We start from the raw sequence: 19,679 nt of genomic DNA, 5'->3' as shown, positions 1-19,679 counted from the left end.
AAGACACCCAAAATGGCCCGCCGCGCCGTCATGCGCTACGTCACCCGAGACATCTACCGCTACCTCGAAGACAACAGCCCACAACCAGCCCCCACCGCTTGACAAAATCGATAAGAGCGTCGAGACCTCTGCCCGCGAATCGAGGCTCGCCCACGGCGCCCGCGGCCCGCTCGATCAACCAGGCGAGTCGGATGATCAGGACCGAAAACGGCCCTGTCCGCAGGGCCCGGCGGGAAATCGGCCATAATCAGTAGGTTCTGCGAGCGTGCGCTCCCTGTTCGGCCCGGCGACTCCGCGCGGTCGACGGAGTGCGGCGCCGCACCCGACGACAAGAGAGGTCCCATGCGAGCCCGAACGCTGCGCCCCCGACTGCTGCTCGCGGTCGCGGCCGTCCTGGCGGCGATCCCGCTGCTGGCCGGGTGCGTCGTCGACGAGTCGGCGCTGGACACCAAACCGCTGAAGGTGAAGGTCGCCGAGCAGCCCGAGATCGCCGCGATGGTGCCCGCCGCCATCCGCGACACCGGCCGCCTGCGGGTCGGGACCAATCCGCCGTACCAGCCGAACGAGTTCAAGGACCGCAACGGCAACATCATCGGCTTCGACGTCGACCTCGTCGACGCGATCGCCGGCGTCCTCGGGCTGCGCGCCGAGTACAACGAGGCCGACTTCGACAAGATCATCCCCGCCTTGCAGGCGGGCAGCTTCGACCTCGGGATGTCGTCGTTCACCGACTCCCTGGAACGCGAGAAGGAGGTCGACTTCGTCGACTACTTCAGCGCGGGCATCCAGTGGGCGCAGAAGGTCGGGCGCGACATCGACCCGAACAACGCGTGCGGGCTGCGCGTCGGCGTGCAGACGACCACGGTCGAGGACACCGACGAGGTCCCCGCCAAGAGCGCGGCGTGCGTCAAGGCGGGTAGGGACCCGATCATCAAGGTCAAGTTCGACACCCAGGACCAGGCGGTGAACGCGGTGCTGATGGGACAGGTCGACGCTTTCTCGGCCGACTCGCCGGTCACCGCCTACGCGGTGAAGAAGACCGACGGGCAGCTCGAGGAGGTCGGCCCGACCTATGACGCCGCGCCCTACGGGCTGCCGGTGGCGAAGGGCTCCCCGCTGGGACCGGCGGTGCTGGCGGCCGTCCAGTACCTCATCGACAACGGACAGTACGAGCAGATTGCGAGACATTGGGGCGTGGAAGCCGGGATGATCAAGCGAGCCGAGATCAACGGGGCGAAGGAGTGAACCGGATGACTCCGGAACAGACACCCGACGGCAGCGCCGTCCCTCAGGACCACACCGAGCCCGATCCGATCAAGGCGGTGCCGCTGCGACATCCGGGTCAGTGGATCGCGGGCATCGTGATCGTGGTGGCAGCGGTCCTGTTCATCTACGGCGCGGCCACCAACGAGGCGTATCGCTGGGACACGTACGGCAAGTACCTGTTCGAGGAGCGGATCCTGTCCGGCGTCGGATACACGCTGGCGCTGACGGTCCTGGCCATGATCATCGGCGTCGTGCTCGGCGTCATCGTCGCAGTGATGCGGATGTCGCCGAACAAGGTCCTCAGCGTGACGGCGTGGGTGTACCTGTGGGTCTTCCGCGGCACCCCGGTGTTCGTGCAGTTGGTGCTGTGGGGACTCGTCGGGTCGCTGTACAAGGTGATCAACATCGGTGTCCCGTTCGGGCCGACGTTCGTGCAGATCGACATCCAGGCACTGAGTCTGAAGTACGTGTTCTTCCTCGCGGTGATCGGACTGGCGCTGAACGAGGCCGCCTACATGGCCGAGATCGTGCGTGCGGGCATCTCGTCGGTGGGCGAGGGGCAGACCGAGGCGTCGGTGGCGCTCGGCCTGTCGTGGTGGCAGACCATGCGTCGGACCGTTCTGCCGCAGGCGATGCGCGTGATCATCCCGCCGACCGGCAACGAGGTCATCAGCATGCTGAAGACGACCAGCCTCGTGCTCGCGGTGCCCTTCAGCCTGGAGCTGTACGGCCGCTCGCGGGACATCTCGGGCGTGAACTTCCAGCCGATCCCGATGCTGCTGGTCGCCTCGACCTGGTACCTGGTGGTGACGTCGATCCTGATGGTCGGACAGCACTACCTGGAGAAGCACTACCGCAAGGGCGCCTCGCGCCAGCTGAGCGACGGGCAGCTCGAGGCGCTCGCCGCCGCCAACCGGACCGTCGTGGAGGAGGGCAAGTGAGCGCCGCACAGTCGTCGGGCGCGTCGACGCCGATGGTCATGGCCGACCGCGTCTGCAAGAGCTTCGGCGCACTGCAGGTGCTGAAGGGGGTGTCGCTGGAGGTCCAGCGCGGCGAGGTCGCCTGCCTCATCGGCCCGTCGGGGTCGGGCAAGTCGACCTTCCTGCGCTGCGTCAACCATCTCGAGAAGGTCAACGCCGGTCGGCTGGTGGTCGACGGCGACCTCATCGGCTACCGCGAACGCGCAGGCAAGCTGTACGAGCTCAGTCCGCGCGATGCGGCCAAGCAGCGCCGCGACATCGGCATGGTGTTCCAGCACTTCAACCTGTTCCCGCACCGGACGGCGCTGGAGAACATCATCGAGGCGCCGATCCTGGTGGGCGGCAAGTCGAAGAGCGAGGCGACCGAGCGCGCGCTCGACCTGCTCGATCAGGTGGGACTGCGCGCCAAGGCCGACGCCTATCCGGCGCAGTTGTCGGGTGGACAGCAGCAGCGGGTGGCGATCGCCCGAGCCCTGGCGATGGACCCCAAGCTGATGCTCTTCGACGAGCCGACCTCGGCGCTCGACCCCGAACTGGTCGGCGACGTGCTCGCCGTCATGCGCAACCTGGCGGCCGAGGGCATGACGATGCTCGTCGTCACGCACGAGATGGGCTTCGCCCGCGAAGTGGCCGATCAACTGGTCTTCATGGACGGCGGCGTCGTCGTGGAGCGCGGAGATCCGCGCGAAGTGTTGAGCAACCCGCAGCAGGCGCGCACGCAGGCGTTCTTGTCGAAGCTGCTGTAGGCACCGGACCCGGAGCGAGTGTGAAGCCGGGACGGCTGGTGCTCAGTGCGCGTGGTGCTCGGCCATCCGCGCGCGGACCTCGGGGCGACGCAGCGGCGGGACGGTCTTCGGCGGCTGCCTGCGCGCCGGGAGCTCGGTGAGCAGTTCCCGGGTCGCGGCCGCCACTGCGGCGACGGCCCGGTCGACGGCCGCCTGGTTGGTCGGCGAGGGCCGTCGGATCCCGGACACCTTACGCACGTATTGAAGTGCAGCGGCGTCGATCTCTTCGTCGGTGGCGGCCGGCTCGAGGCCGCGCAGTTCGGTGATGTTGCGGCACATGCCCCCACGCTACGCCGGTCGGCGCGGCGCTTCTCGCGCTCGACGCCGATTCGCGGCTGTGCCGCTGCCGGGTGCGAGGGAGCGCACGTCACCGGCCCCGTCTCGATACACCGCCTCGCTGCGCTCGGTGGTTACTCGACAACCCTGCTGGGCGGTTTCTCGACGAACCTGCTGGGCGGTTACTCGACAACCCTGCTGGGCGCAGGCGTGGTCTCAGTCCGGCGCGCACGGTGTCACGCCGGTTTGCGGCAGCAGAAGATGGCGGTGCCGGGGAAGTACGAGCCGCGCAGCGGCGACCACTGGCCCCACTCGTCCTCCAGATCGTCGGGCCACTCGGGTTCGACGATGTCCTCCAGGATCAGGCCCGCGGCGACGATCTCGCGCACCCGGTCGCCGATGGTGCGGTGGTGCTCGACGTAGGTCACCGTGCCGTCGGCGTCGGTCTCCGAGTAGGGGGTGCGGGAGAAGTACGACATCTGGACGACCAGCCCGTCCGGCCCGGGATCGTCGAGGAACATCCATCGCATCGGGTGATTGGTCGCGAACACCCAGCGCCCGCCCGGCCGCAGAACCCGGGCCGCCTCGCGCATCAACCGGGCCGAGTCGGCGACGAAGGGGACGGCGCCGAACGAGGAGCAGACGATGTCGAACGAGGCGTCGGCGAAGGGCAGATGCTCGGCTCCGGCCTGCACCAGCGGCACCGGTTCGGTGTCGAGCCGCATCGCCTGCAGGCCGTGGCGGAGCATCCCGATCGACAGGTCGAGTCCGATCACGTTGGCACCGCGGGCCTTCAACCAGCGGGAACAGGGCGCCGAACCGCACCCGACCTCGAGCACGTCGCGACCCGCGACCTCGCCGAGCAGCGCGGCGTCGGCCTCCCGATACCGTTCCGGGCCCCAGACGAACTCGCCGCCCGGCGTGTCGCCACCGAGGAAACGGCCGTGCTCGGCGTGGTAGTCGTCGGCTTCGTCGTCCCACCAGCGGCGGTTGGCGTGTTCGCTCTCGTCGGAGCCGATCGCGCCGAGCAGTCGGGGCGGTCGGGGAGTCGCGGTCACAGGGCTGTCCTTTCGTCGGACGTGGTCTCAGAGGTCTCAGCAGGCACGGTGGTCTCAGCAGGCACGGCCGGCGGTCACGTGCTCGGTCTTGGCATCGCCGTCCCAACGGCGCAACGACGTCGCCCGGCCGGCGATCGTCGGCCACGCCAGGATCTGCAGCGCGGTGACGAGCTGCTCGGCGGTCAGGCGCCGCGCCAGGGTCACGTGCGGCGTCCAGTCGCCGACACCGCAGTGGGCGGCGAGGTCGGTCACCTGCGGGCCGGCCAGACGCAGTGCCGTCGCATGCACCGACAGCAGTTCCGCCGACGGAATCACCGCGCGGACCAGCGTGAATCGGCGTCCGGCGGGGAAGACGAGCGCGCCGCCCAGCGTGAGGGCGAACGGCAGGCGCTGGGCGAGCACGCCCAGCGCGGGGTCGGCGGCCCCGGCGATGGACGTTCCCGCCAGCAGTGTGCAGTGCGGTCGATTGGTGCCGCTGCGGACGCGTCCGGCGCTGGGCAAGTCGGCCGCCTCGAGGGTGTGCCATTGCTCACGTATTGCTGCATCGGTGTCGGAATCGAGCAGGATCTCGATCGAATGCGCCATCGTCGGCACCTCCTCGGGCTGCGCCCCGCAGGTAATGTTTGTGCAGGTCGGCTGGGGGTAGTACGCTGTGGGACGTGTGTGCGCGAAGCACACACTCTGCACCGACCGGGACGGTCTCGTCAAGGCGGTGCGCCACAACTCAAGGAAAACGGGTCCAGCCTGCGAAGACTGCCCGTTTACCGTACCTACTAGATACCTGTCCGGAGCAACTCAACATATGTCGTCCCCCACGATTTCCTCGCCGCAAGTAGCCGTCAACGACATCGGCACTGCCGAGGACTTCCTCGCCGCCATCGATGCCACGATCAAGTACTTCAACGATGGCGACATCGTCGAAGGCACCATCGTCAAGGTCGACCGTGACGAGGTTCTGCTCGACATCGGCTACAAGACCGAGGGCGTCATCCCCTCGCGCGAGCTGTCGATCAAGCATGACGTCGACCCCAACGAAGTCGTCTCCGTCGGCGACGAGGTCGAGGCTCTCGTTCTCACCAAGGAGGACAAGGAAGGCCGCCTGATCCTGTCGAAGAAGCGGGCTCAGTACGAGCGCGCCTGGGGCACGATCGAGGAGCTCAAGGAGAAGGACGAGGCCGTCAAGGGCACCGTCATCGAGGTCGTCAAGGGCGGCCTGATCCTCGACATCGGCCTGCGCGGCTTCCTCCCCGCCTCGCTGGTGGAGATGCGCCGCGTCCGCGACCTCCAGCCGTACATCGGCAAGGAGGTCGAGGCCAAGATCATCGAGCTCGACAAGAACCGCAACAACGTGGTCCTGTCGCGTCGCGCCTGGCTCGAGCAGACCCAGTCCGAGGTCCGCAGCGAGTTCCTCAACCAGCTGCAGAAGGGCCAGGTCCGCAAGGGCGTCGTGTCCTCGATCGTCAACTTCGGCGCCTTCGTCGATCTCGGCGGCGTCGACGGCCTGGTGCACGTCTCCGAGCTGTCTTGGAAGCACATCGATCACCCGTCCGAGGTCGTCACCGTCGGCGACGAGGTCACCGTCGAGGTCCTCGACGTCGACATGGACCGCGAGCGCGTGTCGCTGTCGCTCAAGGCGACCCAGGAAGACCCGTGGCGTCAGTTCGCCCGCACCCACGCGATCGGCCAGATCGTCCCGGGCAAGGTCACCAAGCTGGTGCCGTTCGGTGCGTTCGTCCGCGTCGAAGAGGGCATCGAGGGTCTGGTCCACATCTCCGAGCTGGCCGAGCGCCACGTCGAGGTCCCGGACCAGGTCGTCTCCGTCGGCGACGACGCGATGGTCAAGGTCATCGACATCGACCTGGATCGTCGCCGCATCTCGCTGTCGCTGAAGCAGGCCAACGAGGACTACACCGAGGAGTTCGACCCCTCGAAGTACGGCATGGCCGACAGCTACGACGACCAGGGGAACTACATCTTCCCCGAGGGCTTCGACGCCGAGACCAACGAGTGGCTCGAAGGCTACGAGAAGCAGCAGCAGGAGTGGGAGGCCCGGTACGCCGAGGCCGAGCGTCGCCACAAGCTGCACACCGCCCAGATCGAGAAGTTCGCGGCGGCTGCGGCCGAGGCCGAGAACGCTCCGAGCGACTACTCGTCCTCGAGCAGCTCGTCGGCGTCGTCCTCGTCGACCAGCGGACCGGCTCAGTCGGGTGGCTCGCTGGCCAGCGATGAGCAGCTCGCTGCTCTGCGCGAGAAGCTGTCGGGCAACGCCTGATAGATTCCTCGCATCGAGCGATTCCGGAACCCCCGGGAACCATTCGGTTCCCGGGGGTTCCGGCGTTCGGCGACAGGCCGGGTGCGCGGCGGCGCGGAGCACGGCCATTGACGTCACTGCCGACAGGCGATGGAAGGATTCGGTGTGGGGAACGAGCGGCTGTCGGCCGCGCTGGCGATCGGGATGGGAGTGCTCATCGGAGCGCTCGTGTTCGTTCCGTTCGTCGCGGTGAGTTACCGTCGGCGGGGACGGCTGACGATCGGTCGGACGGCCCTGTGGTCCGGCGCGCTGGTCTACTTCTTCGCGATCTGGACGTACACGCTCTTTCCGCTGCCGGACCCGGACACGCTGGTGTGCGCCGGCACCAACACAGATCTGTGGCAGGCGGTCCGCGACCTCGAGGACGCGGCGGCGCGTGGACTGTCGCTGACCGATCCGATGGTCGCGCAGCTGGTGCTGAACGTGGCGCTCTTCGTTCCGCTGGGGTTCTTCGTCCGGGTGCTCGGGGGACGCGGATGGCCGACGGCGCTGATCGCGGGGCTCGCGACGTCGGTCTTCGTCGAGACCACCCAGTACACCGGCCTGTGGGGTCTCTACGACTGCGGTTACCGGGTCTTCGACGTCGACGACATGGTGACGAACACGGCCGGCGCCATCGTGGGATCGCTGCTGGCACTGGCGATCCCGGCGCGGCGGCGCGGTCTGCGTGCGCTGCCGGACGCGGACCTCCCGCGCCCGGTCACGAAACGGCGCAGGCTGTTGGGCGCGATGTGCGATCTGCTCGGTGCGCTGGTGTTGGGCGCGGTGGTGAGCGTGATCGTGCAACTCTGGCTCGAGTACGTGCGCGACGACCACGAGGCGGTGGTGCGCGGCACCGTCGCGGCGGTGGCCGGCACCGTCGTCCCGTTCGCGGTCTGGGCGGCCGCGGTGCTGGTCACCGGCCGGACGATCGGCGACCTGGCGGTCGAACTGGAGTACCGGGGCGGCAGCGCGCCGGAGCCGCTCGCGCGGGTGGCACGGCTGCTCGGTGGCGTCGGCGGCTTCCTGCTCCTGAACGCGCTGCCCGGCGAGTGGAAGGCGCTGTCGTTCGTGTTCGCGGTGCTCGCCGCGGCGCTGATCGCGACGACCCGCCAGGGCCGAGGGCTGCCGGGGGTGCTCACCGGACGGCAGCTGTGCGATGCGCGCGCCGACCGTCGCACGACCGTCGCCGTCAGCGACTGACTTCTCGACCGAGCCGTTCGGCGATCAGACGCAGATGCGCGGCCAGCGCCTCACCGGACGGGCTGAGCGCCCGGTCGGCGGCCACCGTCAGGCCCACGCTGTGGCCGATCGCGGTCAGGTCCACCGGCAGCGCCCGCATGCCCGGGTCGTCGCGGCCGATGAGGCTGGGCAGCACGGCGAGCGTGTCCGTCTTGTGCAGGAGCTCACGGACGGTGAGGAAACTCGTCGCCTCCACCCGGTTCTCGGGCAGCGCCACGCCGGCCCGCGCGAACAGCTTCTCCAACTCGCCGCGCAACGCCGTCTCGCTGCCGGGCAGGATCCACGGATAGTCGGCCGTGGCGGCCAGGTCGAGCGCGGCGGCGTCGGCCAGGGGGTGCCCGCTGCCGCCGAAGACCTCGACCGACTCCTCATACAGCGGGATGCGTTGGACGAGCTCGGTGCTGGGCGAGGTCAGCCGGCCGACGATGATGTCGACGCGGCCGGCCTCCAACTCGGTGAGCAGGGTCTCCGGCGAGCCCTCGCGGACGACGACGGTGAGCAACGGATGCTTCGCCTTCATCCGGGCGATCGCTTGCGGGAGCAGCACATTCGACCCGGCGAGGTGGGTGCCGACCACCACCGTGCCGCGATCGGCGTCGGCGAGCTCGCGGACGTGCCTGCCCGCCTGGTTGAGCTGGGCGAGCACGGCGCGCGCGTGTTCGGTGAAGGCCGTGCCGAAGATCGTCGGCGTGATCCCACGCGGTCCGCGCTCGTACAGCTCCACACCCAGAATCGTCTCGACATCCCGCAGGCTGCGGGTGGCGACCGGTTGGGTGACGTGGAGCTCCGAGGCGGCGCCGATGACGCTGCCCTGCCGGGAGAGCGCGTCGATGAGCACCAGGTGTCGGATCTTCAAGCGGCCGTCGAGCAGTTTCGGCAGGTCGATCGACGGCCGCTTCGGCGAGGTCATGTCAGTCGTCCACCGAGATGGTGATCAGCAGATCACCGTTCTCCACCTGGGCGACGCCGGGCACCGCGATCCGGCTGACGGTACCGCCGACCGGGGTGGTGATCGCGGCCTCCATCTTCATGGCCTCGATGTGCGCGATGGTGTCGCCTGCGGCGACCGCGTCGCCGACCGCGACCTCCAATGTGACCACGCCGGCGAACGGGGCGGGCACCTGTCCGGGCACCGTCGGATCGGCCTTCTCCGCGCGGGGACGGGCGTCCTCGATCGACCGATCGCGGACCCGGACCGGACGCAGCTGACCGTTGATCCAGAACATCACCGTGCGCATGCCGCGCTCGTCGGCCTCGGAGATCGATTCGAGCGCAAGCAGCAGCGTCACGCCGGGAGCGAGCCGTACGCTGTGCTCGACGCCGGAGGTCAGACCGTACAGGAACTCGCGGGTGCCGATGACCGAGGTGTCGCCGAAGGCGTCCCGGTGATCGACGAAGTCGCGTGCCGGCGCGGGGAACAGCAGCCGCGACAGCGTGCTGCGCCGCTGCGCGGAGTCGCCGGCCAGGCCGTCGCGATCGTCGTCGGTGAGTTCGGTCAGCGGGGGCACGGTCGCCGGCTTGCCGCCGAGGGCCCGCGACCGCAGCGGCTCGGGCCAGCCGCCCGCGGGGGTGCCGAGCTCGCCGCGGAAGAAGCCGGTCACCGACTCGGGCAGGTCGACGACGGTCGGGTCGGCCGCGAACTGCTCGGCGGTGATCCCGGCGCCGACCAGCGCCAGGGCGAGGTCGCCGACGACCTTCGACGAGGGCGTCACCTTGATCAGGCGACCGAACGCCCGGTCCACGCCCGCGTAGGCGTGTTCGATGTCCTCGAAGCGGTCGGCCAGGCCCAGCGCGGTGGCCTGCGCGCGCAGGTTGGACAGCTGGCCGCCGGGGATCTCGTGCGTGTACACGCGTCCGGTGGGCGCCGGGATGCCCGCCTCGAACGGGCGGTACAGGCCGCGCATCGACTCCCAGTACGGCTCCAACTCGCAGACGGCGTCCAAGCTCAGCCCGGTGTCGTGCTCGGTGTACGCCGTCGCGGCGACCACTGCCGACATCGACGGCTGGCTGGTGCCGCCCGACAACGGTCCGGCGGCGACGTCGACGGCGTCCGCGCCGGCGTTCCAGGCGGCCAGGTACGTCGCCAGCTGGCCGCCGGCCGTGTCGTGGGTGTGCACGTGGACCGGCAGGTCGAACCGCGACCGCAACGCTGAGACGAGCTTCGCGGCCGCGGGCGCGCGCATGAGCCCGGCCATGTCCTTGATGGCCAGCACGTGGGCGCCGGCGTCCACGACCTGCTCGGCGAGCTTGAGGTAGTAGTCCAGCGTGTACAGGTCCTCCGCCGGATTCGTCAGGTCGCCGGTGTAGCACAGGGCCACCTCGGCCACGGACGTGCCGGTCGCGCGGACCGCGTCGATCGCCGGCCGCATCTGATCGACGTCGTTGAGCGCGTCGAAGATCCGGAAGATGTCGACGCCGGTGGCGGCGGCCTCGGCGACGAACGAGTCGGTCACCTCCGTCGGGTACGGCGTGTAGCCGACGGTGTTGCGTCCGCGCAGCAGCATCTGCAGGCAGATGTTCGGGATCGCCTCGCGCAGCTGCGCCAGCCGCTCCCACGGATCCTCGTGCAGGAACCGCAGCGCGACGTCGTAGGTCGCGCCGCCCCACGCCTCGATGGACAGCAGTTCGGGGAGACTGCTCGCGACGTGCCCGGCGACCGCGGTCAGGTCCTTCGTGCGTACCCGCGTGGCCAGCAGCGACTGGTGCGCGTCGCGGAACGTGGTGTCGGTGATCGCGAGCGCCCGCTGGGCGCGCAGGTCGGCGGCGAAGCGCTCGGGCCCGAGTGCGAGCAGTCGTTGGCGGGACCCGTCGGGGACGGTCGCCTTCGCCGGCCGCTGGGGAAGCTTCGTGACCGGGTCGACGCCGCCGGGCGCCTGGCCGTTGGGCCGGTTCACGGTGACGTCGGCGAGGTAGTTGAGCAGGCGGGTCCCGCGGTCGGCGGGCGCGTGGTGGTGCAGGAGCTCGGGATGCTCGGCGATGAAGCCGGTGTCGACCGCGCCTGCGCGGAAGGTCGGGTCGTCGAGCACGGCCTGCAGGAACGGGATGTTGGTGGTGACGCCGCGGATGCGGAACTCCATGAGCGCGCGGCGGGCGCGGGCGAGCGCCGCGTCACGGTCGGCGCCGCGGCAGGTGAGCTTGACCAGCATCGAGTCGAAGTAGGCGCCGACCTCGGCGCCCACGGTGGTACCGCCGTCGAGGCGGATGCCTGCGCCGCCGGGCGAGCGGTAGGCGGTGATGCGTCCGGTGTCCGGGCGGAAGCCGTTGGCCGGATCCTCGGTGGTGATGCGGTACTGCATCGCCGCACCGTGCAGGGTGACGGCGTCCTGCGTCAGCCCCAGATCCGCCAGCGTGGCACCCGCGGCGACCTCCAGCTGAGTCTGGACGAGGTCGACGTCGGTGACCTCCTCGGTGACGGTGTGCTCGACCTGGATGCGCGGATTCATCTCGATGAACACGTACTCGCCGCTGCGGTCGAGCAGGAATTCGACGGTGCCCGCGCAGGTGTACCCGATGTGGCGGCCGTAGGCGACGGCGTCGGCGCACATCCGCGCGCGCAGTTCGGCGGGCAGGTCGGGCGCGGGTGCCTGCTCGATGACCTTCTGGTGTCGACGCTGCACCGAGCAATCGCGTTCGTACAGGTGGATCACCTCGCCGGCGGCGTCGCCGAAGATCTGGACCTCGATGTGGCGCGGGGCGGTCACCGCCTGCTCGATGTAGACGGCGCCGTCGCCGAACGCCGATTCGGCCTCGCGCGCGGCTTCCTCCAGCGCGGCGCGCAGCAGCGCCGGATCATCCACCCGCCGCATGCCGCGGCCGCCGCCGCCGGAGACGGCCTTCACGAACACCGGGAAGGTCATCGCGGCGCCGGCCTCGAGCAGTGCGGTCACGTCGGTCGACGGCTCGGTGGACGCCAGGACCGGCAGTCCCGCGGCCTTCGCCTCGGCGATCGCACGCGACTTGTTGCCGGTCAGTTGCAGGACCTCGGCCGACGGCCCGACGAAGGTGATGCCGGCCGCTTCGCAGGCGCGGGCCAGCTCCGGGTTCTCGGACAGGAACCCGTAACCGGGGTAGACGGCGTCCGCGCCGGACTCGCGCGCGACCCGGATGATCTCGTCGACGTCGAGGTAGGCGCGCACCGGATGGCCCGGCTCGCCGATCTGGTAGGCCTCGTCCGCCTTGAAGCGGTGCGCGGAGTTCCGATCCTCGTAGGGGTAGACGGCGACGGTGGCGATGCCGAGTTCGACGGCGGCGCGCAGTGCGCGGATGGCGATTTCGCCGCGGTTGGCGACCAGGATCTTACGGAACATCGTGGGGGACCTCATTCTCCGTCGGGGGATGGTCGTTAGCCGGTGCGGTGACCGGTGATGTCGGCTCGGGGGACGCTGCGGTGGCGTCGATCATGCTGCGCAGTGCCCTCGAGAGTTCGGTGGATGGATCGGCCAGGTCGAGGAAGACGTCGAAGTGGTCGCGGCCGGCGACCGTGATCAGCGGGGGACCGTCGGCGCCGCACCACCGGCCGTGCAGCTCCCGACTCTGCCGGTGGAACCCGGGGGCCTCTCGTTCGGCCACCGCGATCACCGCGGACCGCGGATCGAGCGGCGGCTGCGCGAGCGCGGGACTGAGTTCGGCGGCGGTCTCGTCGGTGAGGAAGAGCCATTCGTTGGGGCGGGCGCGGACCAGCGGCCGCAGATCGAACAGGCCGCTGAGCAGCAGTCCGCCGCGGGCCGCGTCGGCCGGGATCCCCGCCGCGGCCTGCCAGCCGTCGACCATCGTCATCGCGGCCAGGTGCGCGCCGGCCGAGCTGCCTCCGACGACGATGCGGTTCACGTCCAGACCGTGCTCACCGCCGTGCCGATGGACCCAGGCGAGGGCGGCCCGGACCTGCCGCACGATCTCGTCGAGGGAGGTCGCCGGCGCCAGGCCGTAGTCGACGGCGACGGTCGCGATGCCCGCGTCGGCCAGGGCGCGCGCCATGAACGCCGTGTCCGATCGAGACAGCATGCGCCAGTAGCCGCCGTGGATGACGAAGAACACCGGCCGCGGGCGGTCACCGGTTCCCCAGATGTCGAGTCGTTCGCCGCTGTGCTCGTCGTAGACGATGCCCGCGGTTCCGGGGAGGTCTCGGGTGCTCTCGTCGGACCGGGACCGGTACCGGCGCATCGTCTCGTCGAACTCCTCGGGCGTCACCGTGCCGCGGGCGTCGTAGGCGGCCGTGATCGCCGGGTCGATCGTCATCGGGGTCCTTTCCGTCGCTGGTCCGCTGTGCGGAGGATCGCAGTCAAGTTTTCGGCGCGTGATCTATGCCCGTCAAATGCCCAAAAGGCACTGTGCCATGACTCGGCTGGCATGGCAGCCGAATCAACTCCGCAAGGGTATGTCATTTCAGGCATGGATAAGTGCTCATTAGGCATTTGATCCACATGGCGACATACATCACAGTGGAATCATGACCGCACAGCCTTCACAGTGGATCCGCAACTACGTCGACGGCGCCTTCGTCGACCCCGTGCCGACCAGCGCGTTCGACGCGGTCGACCCCGCGACCGGCGCGGTGTACGCGCGAGTCCACGAGGCCGACGAGCAGATCGTCGACCGCGCCGTCTCCTCGGCGCGGCGGGCGCTCGCGAACGGGTGGGCCGATCGTTCGGTCGCCGACCGGGTCGCGATCCTGCGCCGGGCCGCCGATCTCATCGAGGAGCGGTTCGACGACTTCATCGCCGCCGAACTCGCCGACACCGGCAAGCCGGTCACGCAGGCCCGCGCGCTCGATGTGGCGCGAGCGCCGATGAACTTCCGCGCCTATGCGGACATCGTGTCCGCCACCGGCCAGGAGTCGTATGTCACCGAGCTCGCCGACGGCCGCCGCGCGCTCAACTACGCGATCCGCAAGCCGCTGGGCGTCGTCGCGATCATCGTTCCCTGGAATCTGCCGCTGCTGCTGCTCACCTGGAAGGTCGCGCCGGCGCTGGCCTGCGGCAACGCCGTCGTCGTCAAGCCCAGCGAGGACACCCCGGGCACCGCGTCGTTGCTGGCCGAGGTCCTCGAGCAGGCCGGGCTGCCGCGCGGGGTGTACAACGTGGTCCACGGCTTCGGCGCCGACTCGGCGGGGCAGTTCCTCACCGAGCACCCGGGCATCGACGGCGTCACCTTCACCGGATCGTCGGCGACCGGCACCCACGTCATGAAGACCGTCGCGCCGCGGGTGCGCCCGGTCTCCCTGGAACTCGGCGGCAAGAACGCCGCCGTGGTCTTCGACGATGTCGACGTCGAGGAGGTCGTCGCCGGCCTGAGCCGATCGATCTTCACCAACACCGGTCAGGTGTGCCTGTGCACCGAACGGGTCTACATCCAGCGGCCCGTCTTCGACGACGTCGTCGCCGGTCTCGTCGAGAACGCGGCCAAGCTCCGGCTCGGCGCGCCGATGGACGAGGCGACGACCACCGGTCCGCTGATCTCCGACAAGCACCGGCAGAAGGTGCTCGGCTACCTGGATCTGGCGGTGCAGGAGGGTGCCGAGGTGCTCTGCGGCGGCGGAATCCCCGACGTCGGCATGGACCTCAACGGCGGCTCGTGGATCGAGCCGACCCTGTGGACCGGCGTCGACAACACCGACCGGGTGATGCGCGAGGAGATCTTCGGCCCCGTCGCGGGCCTGGTGCCCTTCGACACCGAGGAGGAGGCGATCGCGCTGGCCAACGACACCGACTACGGATTGGCGTCCGCGGTGTGGACCAAGGACCTGCAGCGCGGGCACCGGGTCGGCGCGAAGATGAACGTGGGCCTGTCGTGGGTCAACACCTGGTACCTGCGCGACCTGCGCGCCCCGTTCGGCGGCGTCGGGCTCTCGGGCATCGGCCGCGAAGGCGGGCAGTCCTCCCTGCACTTCTACAGCGAACCGACCAACCTCTGCATCCAGCTCTGATCAGCCGCACCGCGCACCCTCCCATCGAACCGAAAGGGCCGTCCATGACCGACAGCTCCGCGACCCAGACGACCGACCTCGACGTCGACCTGCTCGCCGCCCGACTCGACGCCGCACAGACCGAGCGGACCGAGACCCCCAGCATCGAGCGCGACGACGCCGTCGAGGTCGCCTTCGACGTCGACCTCGCCTACCGGGTGCAGGAGGCCCTCGTCGCCCGCCGCGAAGCGCGCGGGGAGACGGTCGTCGGCGTCAAGCTCGGCTTCACCAGCAAGGCGAAGATGGCGCAGATGGGCGTCTCCGACGTGATCGTCGGCCGCCTCACCGATGCGATGACGGTCGGCGACGGCGCCGCCGCCGACCTGTCGAGCTTCATCCACCCGAAGGTCGAGCCCGAGGTCGCCTACCTGCTCTCGCGCGATGTGGATCTCGACGACCCCGACGAGGACATCGTCGACGCGGTCTCGGCGATCGCGCCGGCCGTGGAGATCATCGACTCGCGCTATCTCGACTTCAAGTTCACCTACGCCGACGTCGTCGCCGACAACACCTCGGCCGCCGGCTACGCGATCGGCGCGTGGTCGCCGATGCGCGATGCGCCCGACGCCGCCGTCACCATGCGGGTCGGCGACGAGGAGGTGACCGGCACCACCGCCGCGATCCTCGGCGATCCGAAGGAGGCGCTGTCGGCGCTGCTCGACATGTGCCGCCGCCGACGCATCCCGCTCAAGGCCGGATACGTCGTGCTGGCCGGCGCGGCGACCGCCGCGCTGCCACTGACCGAGACGACCGTCGTCTGTGACGTCGACGGCCTGGGAACCGTGCGCTTCACCGGCGTGCGAGGAGGAGAAGAATCGTGACCACCACCGGTACCGGCGGCTCGGCCGCCACGGGTTCGACCGTCATCGAGGGCAAGGCCAAGCCTCGCGGCCGATTCCCGCACGTCAAGGTCGTCGGCGACCTGATCTTCGTCTCCGGAACCAGCTCGCGTCGCCCGGACAACAGCTTCGCCGGGGTCGAGGTGGACGAGATGGGGACCACCGACCTCGACATCGAGGCGCAGACCCGCGCGGTCATCGAGAACATCCGCGACATCCTCGCCGAAGTCGGCGCCGGACTCGAGGACGTCTGCCAGGTGACCTCGTACCTGGTGTCGATGAACGACTTCGGCCGCTACAACAAGGTCTACGCCGAGTACTTCGACGAATCGGGCCCCACGCGCACCACCGTCGCGGTGCACCAGCTCCCGCATCCGCACCTGCTCATCGAGATCCAGGCGATCGCGCACCGCCGGCAGGCCTGACCCCCGACCCTTCCATTCCAGGAGCTTCCCATGACGACACTTCCCCCGGTCATCGACTTCCAAGGCTGGATCCGTGAGCACCGGCACCTGCTGAAGCCGCCGGTCAACAACCAGATGATGGCGCTCGGCGACGACTTCATCGTGCAGATCGTCGGCGGCCCCAACGAGCGCTACGACTACCACTACGAGCCGTACGAGGAGTGGTTCTACCAGATCACCGGCGACATCCACGTCAACGTGATGACCGACGAGGGGCCGCGGCGCGTCGACATCCGAGAGGGCGAGACCTGGTTGATGCCGGCGAACATCCCGCACTCGCCGCAGCGGCCCGACCCGAACTCGGTCGGTCTGGTCATCGAGCGCGTCCGTCACGAGGGCACGCTGGAGAAGTTCCAGTGGTACTGCCTCGAATGCGATGCGAAGGTTCACGAGGTGGAGCTGCAGGTCCGCGACCTCGTCGAGGACATGCCGCCGGTGTTCGCCGAGTTCCACGCGAACGAGGAGGCCCGTACCTGCAAGAACTGCGGCGCACTGCATCCCGGGAAGGGCTGAGATGAGCGAGATCATCGACGTCCACACCCACTACGTGCCGAAGGGCTGGCCCGATCTGCAGGATGTGGCCGGCCCGGAGGCGCCCTGGCTGCGGGTGGAGTCCGAGCGCGAGGCGATGATGATGACCGGAACCACCGAGTTCCGGCGCATCCAGTCCGACGCCTGGGATCCCGAGGTCCGGCTGGCCGACATGGACTCCGACGGTGTGCGCACCCAGGTGGTGTCGCCGACCCCGGTCTTCTTCAACTACGCCCGCTCGGGTGAGCAGGCGGCCAAGATCGCCGCGGTGTTCAACGATCTGGCGCTCGACATCGTCGAACCGGCCGGGGACCGGATGATCCCGTTCTGCCAGGTCCCGCTCCAGGACCCCGATCTGGCGTGCGCCGAGCTCGACCGCTGCATCGCCAACGGGCATCGGGGCGTGGAGATCGGCAACCACGTGGGCGACCGCGACCTCGACGACGAGGGAGTGATCACCTTCCTGCAGCACTGCGCCGACAAAGACGTGCCCGTCTTCGTGCACCCGTGGGACATGGCCGGCTCGCCCCGCCTGGACCGCTGGATGGCGCGCTGGCTGGTCGGGATGCCCGCCGAATCGCATCTGTCGATCCTCGCGATGATCCTCGGCGGCACCTTCGACCGCGTCGACGAACGCCTCAAGATCGCCTTCGCCCACGGCGGCGGCTCGTTCGCGTTCTGGCTGGGCCGGATGGAGAACGCCTGGCATCGACGCAACGACATCATCGGCACGTCCGAGTACCCGCCGTCGCACTACCTGGGCCGGTTCTACGTCGACTCGGTCGTCTTCGACGAGCGCGCTCTGCGGCTGCTCGTGGACACGATCGGCCGTGAGCGCGTGCTGGTCGGCAGCGACTACCCGTATCCGCTGGGGGAGCGGCCGGTGGGCGAGGTGGTCCGCAAGAGCGAGTTCCTCGACGCGCAGACGCGCGCGCTCATCACGCACGGCAACGCCGAGCGGTATCTCGGGCTCTGACCCCGGGGCGTCGGCCGAGTGAGCCGGCGCCATCAGACGACAACTGAACACCCACGGGGCGCACTGCCGCGTCCGGAATCCCAGATCGGGTTCCGGACGCGGCAGTGCGTCTTTGTCTGAACTGTCGGAACCCGAGGAGTGATATGTCGGTCCGGGCATGATCGTGTCGTTGCTGATGATGGGCATCGCCTCGACGATCATCGGCCTGATCCCGAACTACGCGACGATCGGCGTGTGGGCTCCGATCCTGCTGGTGCTGCTCCGCGTGGTGCAGGGCTTCGGGCTCGGCGGTGAGGGCGCAGGCGCCACGCTGATGTCGATGGAGCACGCACCCGCAGACAAGCGGAACCTGTATGCGGGCTTCCCGCAGATGGGCACGCCCGCCGGGCTCGTGCTGGCGAACATCGTCTTCCTGACGACCAACGCCTTCATGCCGACCGGGGCGTTCGACGCCTGGGGCTGGCGTATCCCGTTCCTGCTCAGCGCCGTTCTCGTCGCCGTCGGACTGGCGATCCGGCTGCACATCGAGGAGTCGCCGTCGTTCAGCCGCGTCGTCAGCCACAGCAAGGTGGAGTCCTTCCCGCTGCGCGAGGCGATGCGTGTGGGCTTCGGCCGGATGGGCCTGACGCTGGGCCTGATGGTCGCCAACTCGGCCGTCGCCTACGTGTTCATGGTCTTCACCCTCTCGTACGGCACCAAACAGCTCGACTACAACCGTTCGTTCCTGATCACCTGTGTGTCGGTGGCCGCGGTGGTCTGGTTCGCGACCATCCCCTTCTGGACGGGGGTGGCCGATCGCAGCGGCCGGCGCAACATGTTCGTCGGCGGATCCGTCGCACTGCTCATCTGGTGCGTGGTCTTCCTCCCGATGCTCAACACCGGCAACGAGCTCGTCGCCGTGATCGCCTTCGTGGTGATGGGCCTGATCATCCCGATCACGCACAGTGTGCAGGGGGCGATCATCGCCGACACCTTCCCGGCCGCGGTCCGCTACTCGGGCACGTCGGCGGTCCTCCAGGTCGGCGCCATCCTCGGCGGCGGACTGGCCCCGATCATCTCGTCCGCGCTGGTCGGCGAGGCGGGCGGATCGGCCGGCGTCACCGTGTACATGGTCGTGATCTGCGCGATCAGCGTGGTCAGCGCCGTCGCCCTGTTCCGGATGGCGCCCGACCAGGACCCGAGCTCGGTGCCGTCCTCGTCGGCGACGCCGGATGTGGTCGCGGGCTAGTCGCCACGGTTTGAAGAGATGGGGACCCGATGCCGGCCGGCATCGGGTCCCTTCGCTTCCGGCGGCGTCCTCCTCAGTCCTCGAGGTCCGGGCCTGCGTCGAGCGGATAGTCGGCCCGACCCGCGTAGATGGCGTCGGCGCGGTCGATCCGGGTCAGCAGATCCTTCGCCAGGTCGATCTGCGCCTGGAAGTACCGCGACGACCACTCAAGGCTCATCACCGTGTACGCCCACGCGCGGTCGAGCTGGGCCGGACCGCTGCGCGCGATGCTCTTGTCGCGGAGCTTCTCCAGGTCCGCGATGTGCGCGTGCACCAACTGCTTGAGGTGTTCGGGGTCGTTGAGATGCCCCATCCAGAGGCGCAGCATCACGCCGTGCTTGAGTACCGGCTGTTCCACCGGCGCGTCGCGGGACCAGTTGCGCACCGCATGGGTGCCTGCTTCGGTGATCCGGTAGACGCGACGACCCCGCTCGCCCGGTTCCGAGACGATCTCCGAGCTGGCGAAGCCGGCCTTCTCGAGTTTCTTCAGTTCCGCGTAGATCTGGCTCACCGACGGACTCCAGTAGAAGTAGCCGATGCTCCAGTCGGCCCACTTCTTCAGGTCGTAGCCGGTGAGCGCCTCACCGTGGGTGAGCATGCCGAGAACCGCCCAGCTGGTCGCGGGCAGCGACGGATACGTCTCCGCCCCGTCATCGGACTCGACTTCATTGACGGACATGTCCGCAACATTAACAACTCGGCCGGACCGGACCCCGGTGTAACGGGGAGTCGGCGGGCTGGGGA

At 69.2% G+C, this 19,679-nt stretch carries 18 protein-coding genes; 11 read left to right on the top strand and 7 right to left on the bottom strand.

All coding sequences use genetic code 11. The features are described from left to right. Positions 1-342 precede the first annotated feature (342 nt). Genes AAFO60_RS19625 through AAFO60_RS19615 form a run of 3 tightly spaced genes read left to right on the top strand, consistent with a single transcriptional unit; the run spans position 343 to position 2,992 of the window. A complete protein-coding gene (locus AAFO60_RS19625; protein ID WP_347957932.1) occupies positions 343-1,245 on the top strand; it encodes an ABC transporter substrate-binding protein in 903 nt (300 codons plus the stop codon). A 5-nt stretch (positions 1,246-1,250) separates the two neighbouring features. Beyond that, positions 1,251-2,207, top strand: a complete 957-nt coding sequence (locus AAFO60_RS19620; RefSeq protein ID WP_347957931.1) for an amino acid ABC transporter permease — start codon at positions 1,251-1,253, stop codon at positions 2,205-2,207. A gap of 32 nt (positions 2,208-2,239) precedes the next feature. Continuing rightward, on the top strand, positions 2,240-2,992 hold the full coding sequence (locus AAFO60_RS19615) for an amino acid ABC transporter ATP-binding protein (RefSeq protein WP_347957935.1): 753 nt from the start codon (positions 2,240-2,242) through the stop codon (positions 2,990-2,992). Positions 2,993-3,034: 42 nt separating this feature from the next. On the opposite strand, the gene AAFO60_RS19610 is transcribed toward AAFO60_RS19615, so the two are convergent. From AAFO60_RS19610 to AAFO60_RS19600, 3 genes are all read right to left on the bottom strand, one after another. Further along, a complete protein-coding gene (locus tag AAFO60_RS19610; protein WP_347957930.1) occupies positions 3,035-3,310 on the bottom strand; it encodes a DUF2277 domain-containing protein in 276 nt (91 codons plus the stop codon). Positions 3,311-3,543: 233 nt separating this feature from the next. Beyond that, positions 3,544-4,365, bottom strand: a complete 822-nt coding sequence (locus tag AAFO60_RS19605) for a class I SAM-dependent methyltransferase (RefSeq protein WP_347957929.1) — start codon at positions 4,363-4,365, stop codon at positions 3,544-3,546. Positions 4,366-4,419: 54 nt separating this feature from the next. Beyond that, entirely contained in the window at positions 4,420-4,950 is a 531-nt protein-coding gene (locus tag AAFO60_RS19600) for a 2'-5' RNA ligase family protein (protein WP_347957928.1), read from the bottom strand. Positions 4,951-5,167: 217 nt separating this feature from the next. Here AAFO60_RS19600 and rpsA point away from each other — a divergent pair, with 217 nt between their 5' ends. Together rpsA and AAFO60_RS19590 are read left to right on the top strand one after the other, a co-directional pair. Further along, the gene (rpsA, locus tag AAFO60_RS19595) at positions 5,168-6,637 is read left to right on the top strand and encodes a 30S ribosomal protein S1 (protein ID WP_347957927.1); all 1,470 of its coding nucleotides are present in this window, start codon (positions 5,168-5,170) and stop codon (positions 6,635-6,637) included. A 144-nt stretch (positions 6,638-6,781) separates the two neighbouring features. Then, positions 6,782-7,858, top strand: coding sequence for a VanZ family protein (locus tag AAFO60_RS19590; protein ID WP_347957926.1), 1,077 nt, complete (start codon positions 6,782-6,784; stop codon positions 7,856-7,858). On the opposite strand, the gene AAFO60_RS19585 is transcribed toward AAFO60_RS19590, so the two are convergent. Genes AAFO60_RS19585 through AAFO60_RS19575 form a run of 3 tightly spaced genes read right to left on the bottom strand, consistent with a single transcriptional unit; the run spans position 7,848 to position 13,132 of the window. Then, positions 7,848-8,807, bottom strand: coding sequence for a LysR substrate-binding domain-containing protein (locus tag AAFO60_RS19585; protein WP_347957925.1), 960 nt, complete (start codon positions 8,805-8,807; stop codon positions 7,848-7,850). The genes AAFO60_RS19590 and AAFO60_RS19585 overlap by 11 nt on opposite strands. Position 8,808: 1 nt before the next feature. Next, positions 8,809-12,204 carry a pyruvate carboxylase gene (locus AAFO60_RS19580; protein ID WP_347957924.1) on the bottom strand — a complete coding sequence of 1,132 codons (3,396 nt, stop codon included), beginning with the start codon at positions 12,202-12,204 and terminating at the stop codon, positions 8,809-8,811. Further along, positions 12,194-13,132 (bottom strand): alpha/beta hydrolase, encoded by a 939-nt coding sequence (locus AAFO60_RS19575; protein ID WP_347957923.1) that lies wholly within the window; start codon positions 13,130-13,132, stop codon positions 12,194-12,196. Before AAFO60_RS19575 ends, AAFO60_RS19580 begins: the two co-directional genes overlap by 11 nt. Positions 13,133-13,343: 211 nt before the next feature. On the opposite strand from AAFO60_RS19575, the gene AAFO60_RS19570 reads away from it, so the two are divergent. The 6 genes from AAFO60_RS19570 (at position 13,344) to AAFO60_RS19545 (ending at position 18,896) form a co-directional block, all read left to right on the top strand. Beyond that, a complete protein-coding gene (locus tag AAFO60_RS19570; protein ID WP_347957922.1) occupies positions 13,344-14,819 on the top strand; it encodes a 2-hydroxymuconic semialdehyde dehydrogenase in 1,476 nt (491 codons plus the stop codon). Positions 14,820-14,863: 44 nt separating this feature from the next. Then, positions 14,864-15,679 (top strand): 2-keto-4-pentenoate hydratase, encoded by an 816-nt coding sequence (locus AAFO60_RS19565; RefSeq protein ID WP_347957921.1) that lies wholly within the window; start codon positions 14,864-14,866, stop codon positions 15,677-15,679. Continuing rightward, positions 15,676-16,122, top strand: coding sequence for a RidA family protein (locus tag AAFO60_RS19560; protein WP_347957920.1), 447 nt, complete (start codon positions 15,676-15,678; stop codon positions 16,120-16,122). Before AAFO60_RS19565 ends, AAFO60_RS19560 begins: the two co-directional genes overlap by 4 nt. 30 nt (positions 16,123-16,152) lie before the next feature. Continuing rightward, positions 16,153-16,674, top strand: coding sequence for a 3-hydroxyanthranilate 3,4-dioxygenase (locus AAFO60_RS19555; RefSeq protein WP_347957919.1), 522 nt, complete (start codon positions 16,153-16,155; stop codon positions 16,672-16,674). Position 16,675: 1 nt separating this feature from the next. After that, positions 16,676-17,668, top strand: a complete 993-nt coding sequence (locus AAFO60_RS19550; RefSeq protein ID WP_347957918.1) for an amidohydrolase family protein — start codon at positions 16,676-16,678, stop codon at positions 17,666-17,668. Positions 17,669-17,825: 157 nt separating this feature from the next. After that, positions 17,826-18,896 (top strand): MFS transporter, encoded by a 1,071-nt coding sequence (locus tag AAFO60_RS19545; RefSeq protein WP_347957917.1) that lies wholly within the window; start codon positions 17,826-17,828, stop codon positions 18,894-18,896. Positions 18,897-18,969: 73 nt separating this feature from the next. On the opposite strand, the gene AAFO60_RS19540 is transcribed toward AAFO60_RS19545, so the two are convergent. Beyond that, entirely contained in the window at positions 18,970-19,614 is a 645-nt protein-coding gene (locus tag AAFO60_RS19540) for a PadR family transcriptional regulator (protein WP_347957916.1), read from the bottom strand. Positions 19,615-19,679: the final 65 nt, after the last annotated feature.

Source organism: Gordonia aichiensis (genome assembly GCF_039946255.1).
Lineage (GTDB): Bacteria > Actinomycetota > Actinomycetes > Mycobacteriales > Mycobacteriaceae > Gordonia > Gordonia aichiensis_A.
Note: the sequence above shows the minus strand (reverse complement) of the source record. Positions and strands in the feature narration are given on the sequence as shown.

Excerpts from the sequence above, each read along its gene's own strand:
- AAFO60_RS19625 (WP_347957932.1), top strand. The coding sequence starts at position 343 with ATGCGAGCCCGAACGCTGCGCCCCCGACTGCTGCTCGCGGTCGCGGCC.
- AAFO60_RS19620 (WP_347957931.1), top strand. The coding sequence starts at position 1,251 with ATGACTCCGGAACAGACACCCGACGGCAGCGCCGTCCCTCAGGACCAC.
- AAFO60_RS19615 (WP_347957935.1), top strand. The coding sequence starts at position 2,240 with ATGGTCATGGCCGACCGCGTCTGCAAGAGCTTCGGCGCACTGCAGGTG.
- AAFO60_RS19610 (WP_347957930.1), bottom strand. The coding sequence starts at position 3,310 with ATGTGCCGCAACATCACCGAACTGCGCGGCCTCGAGCCGGCCGCCACC.
- AAFO60_RS19600 (WP_347957928.1), bottom strand. The coding sequence starts at position 4,950 with ATGGCGCATTCGATCGAGATCCTGCTCGATTCCGACACCGATGCAGCA.
- rpsA (WP_347957927.1), top strand. The coding sequence starts at position 5,168 with ATGTCGTCCCCCACGATTTCCTCGCCGCAAGTAGCCGTCAACGACATC.
- AAFO60_RS19585 (WP_347957925.1), bottom strand. The coding sequence starts at position 8,807 with ATGACCTCGCCGAAGCGGCCGTCGATCGACCTGCCGAAACTGCTCGAC.
- AAFO60_RS19580 (WP_347957924.1), bottom strand. The coding sequence starts at position 12,204 with ATGTTCCGTAAGATCCTGGTCGCCAACCGCGGCGAAATCGCCATCCGC.
- AAFO60_RS19575 (WP_347957923.1), bottom strand. The coding sequence starts at position 13,132 with ATGACGATCGACCCGGCGATCACGGCCGCCTACGACGCCCGCGGCACG.
- AAFO60_RS19570 (WP_347957922.1), top strand. The coding sequence starts at position 13,344 with ATGACCGCACAGCCTTCACAGTGGATCCGCAACTACGTCGACGGCGCC.
- AAFO60_RS19565 (WP_347957921.1), top strand. The coding sequence starts at position 14,864 with ATGACCGACAGCTCCGCGACCCAGACGACCGACCTCGACGTCGACCTG.
- AAFO60_RS19555 (WP_347957919.1), top strand. The coding sequence starts at position 16,153 with ATGACGACACTTCCCCCGGTCATCGACTTCCAAGGCTGGATCCGTGAG.
- AAFO60_RS19550 (WP_347957918.1), top strand. The coding sequence starts at position 16,676 with ATGAGCGAGATCATCGACGTCCACACCCACTACGTGCCGAAGGGCTGG.
- AAFO60_RS19545 (WP_347957917.1), top strand. The coding sequence starts at position 17,826 with ATGATCGTGTCGTTGCTGATGATGGGCATCGCCTCGACGATCATCGGC.
- AAFO60_RS19540 (WP_347957916.1), bottom strand. The coding sequence starts at position 19,614 with ATGTCCGTCAATGAAGTCGAGTCCGATGACGGGGCGGAGACGTATCCG.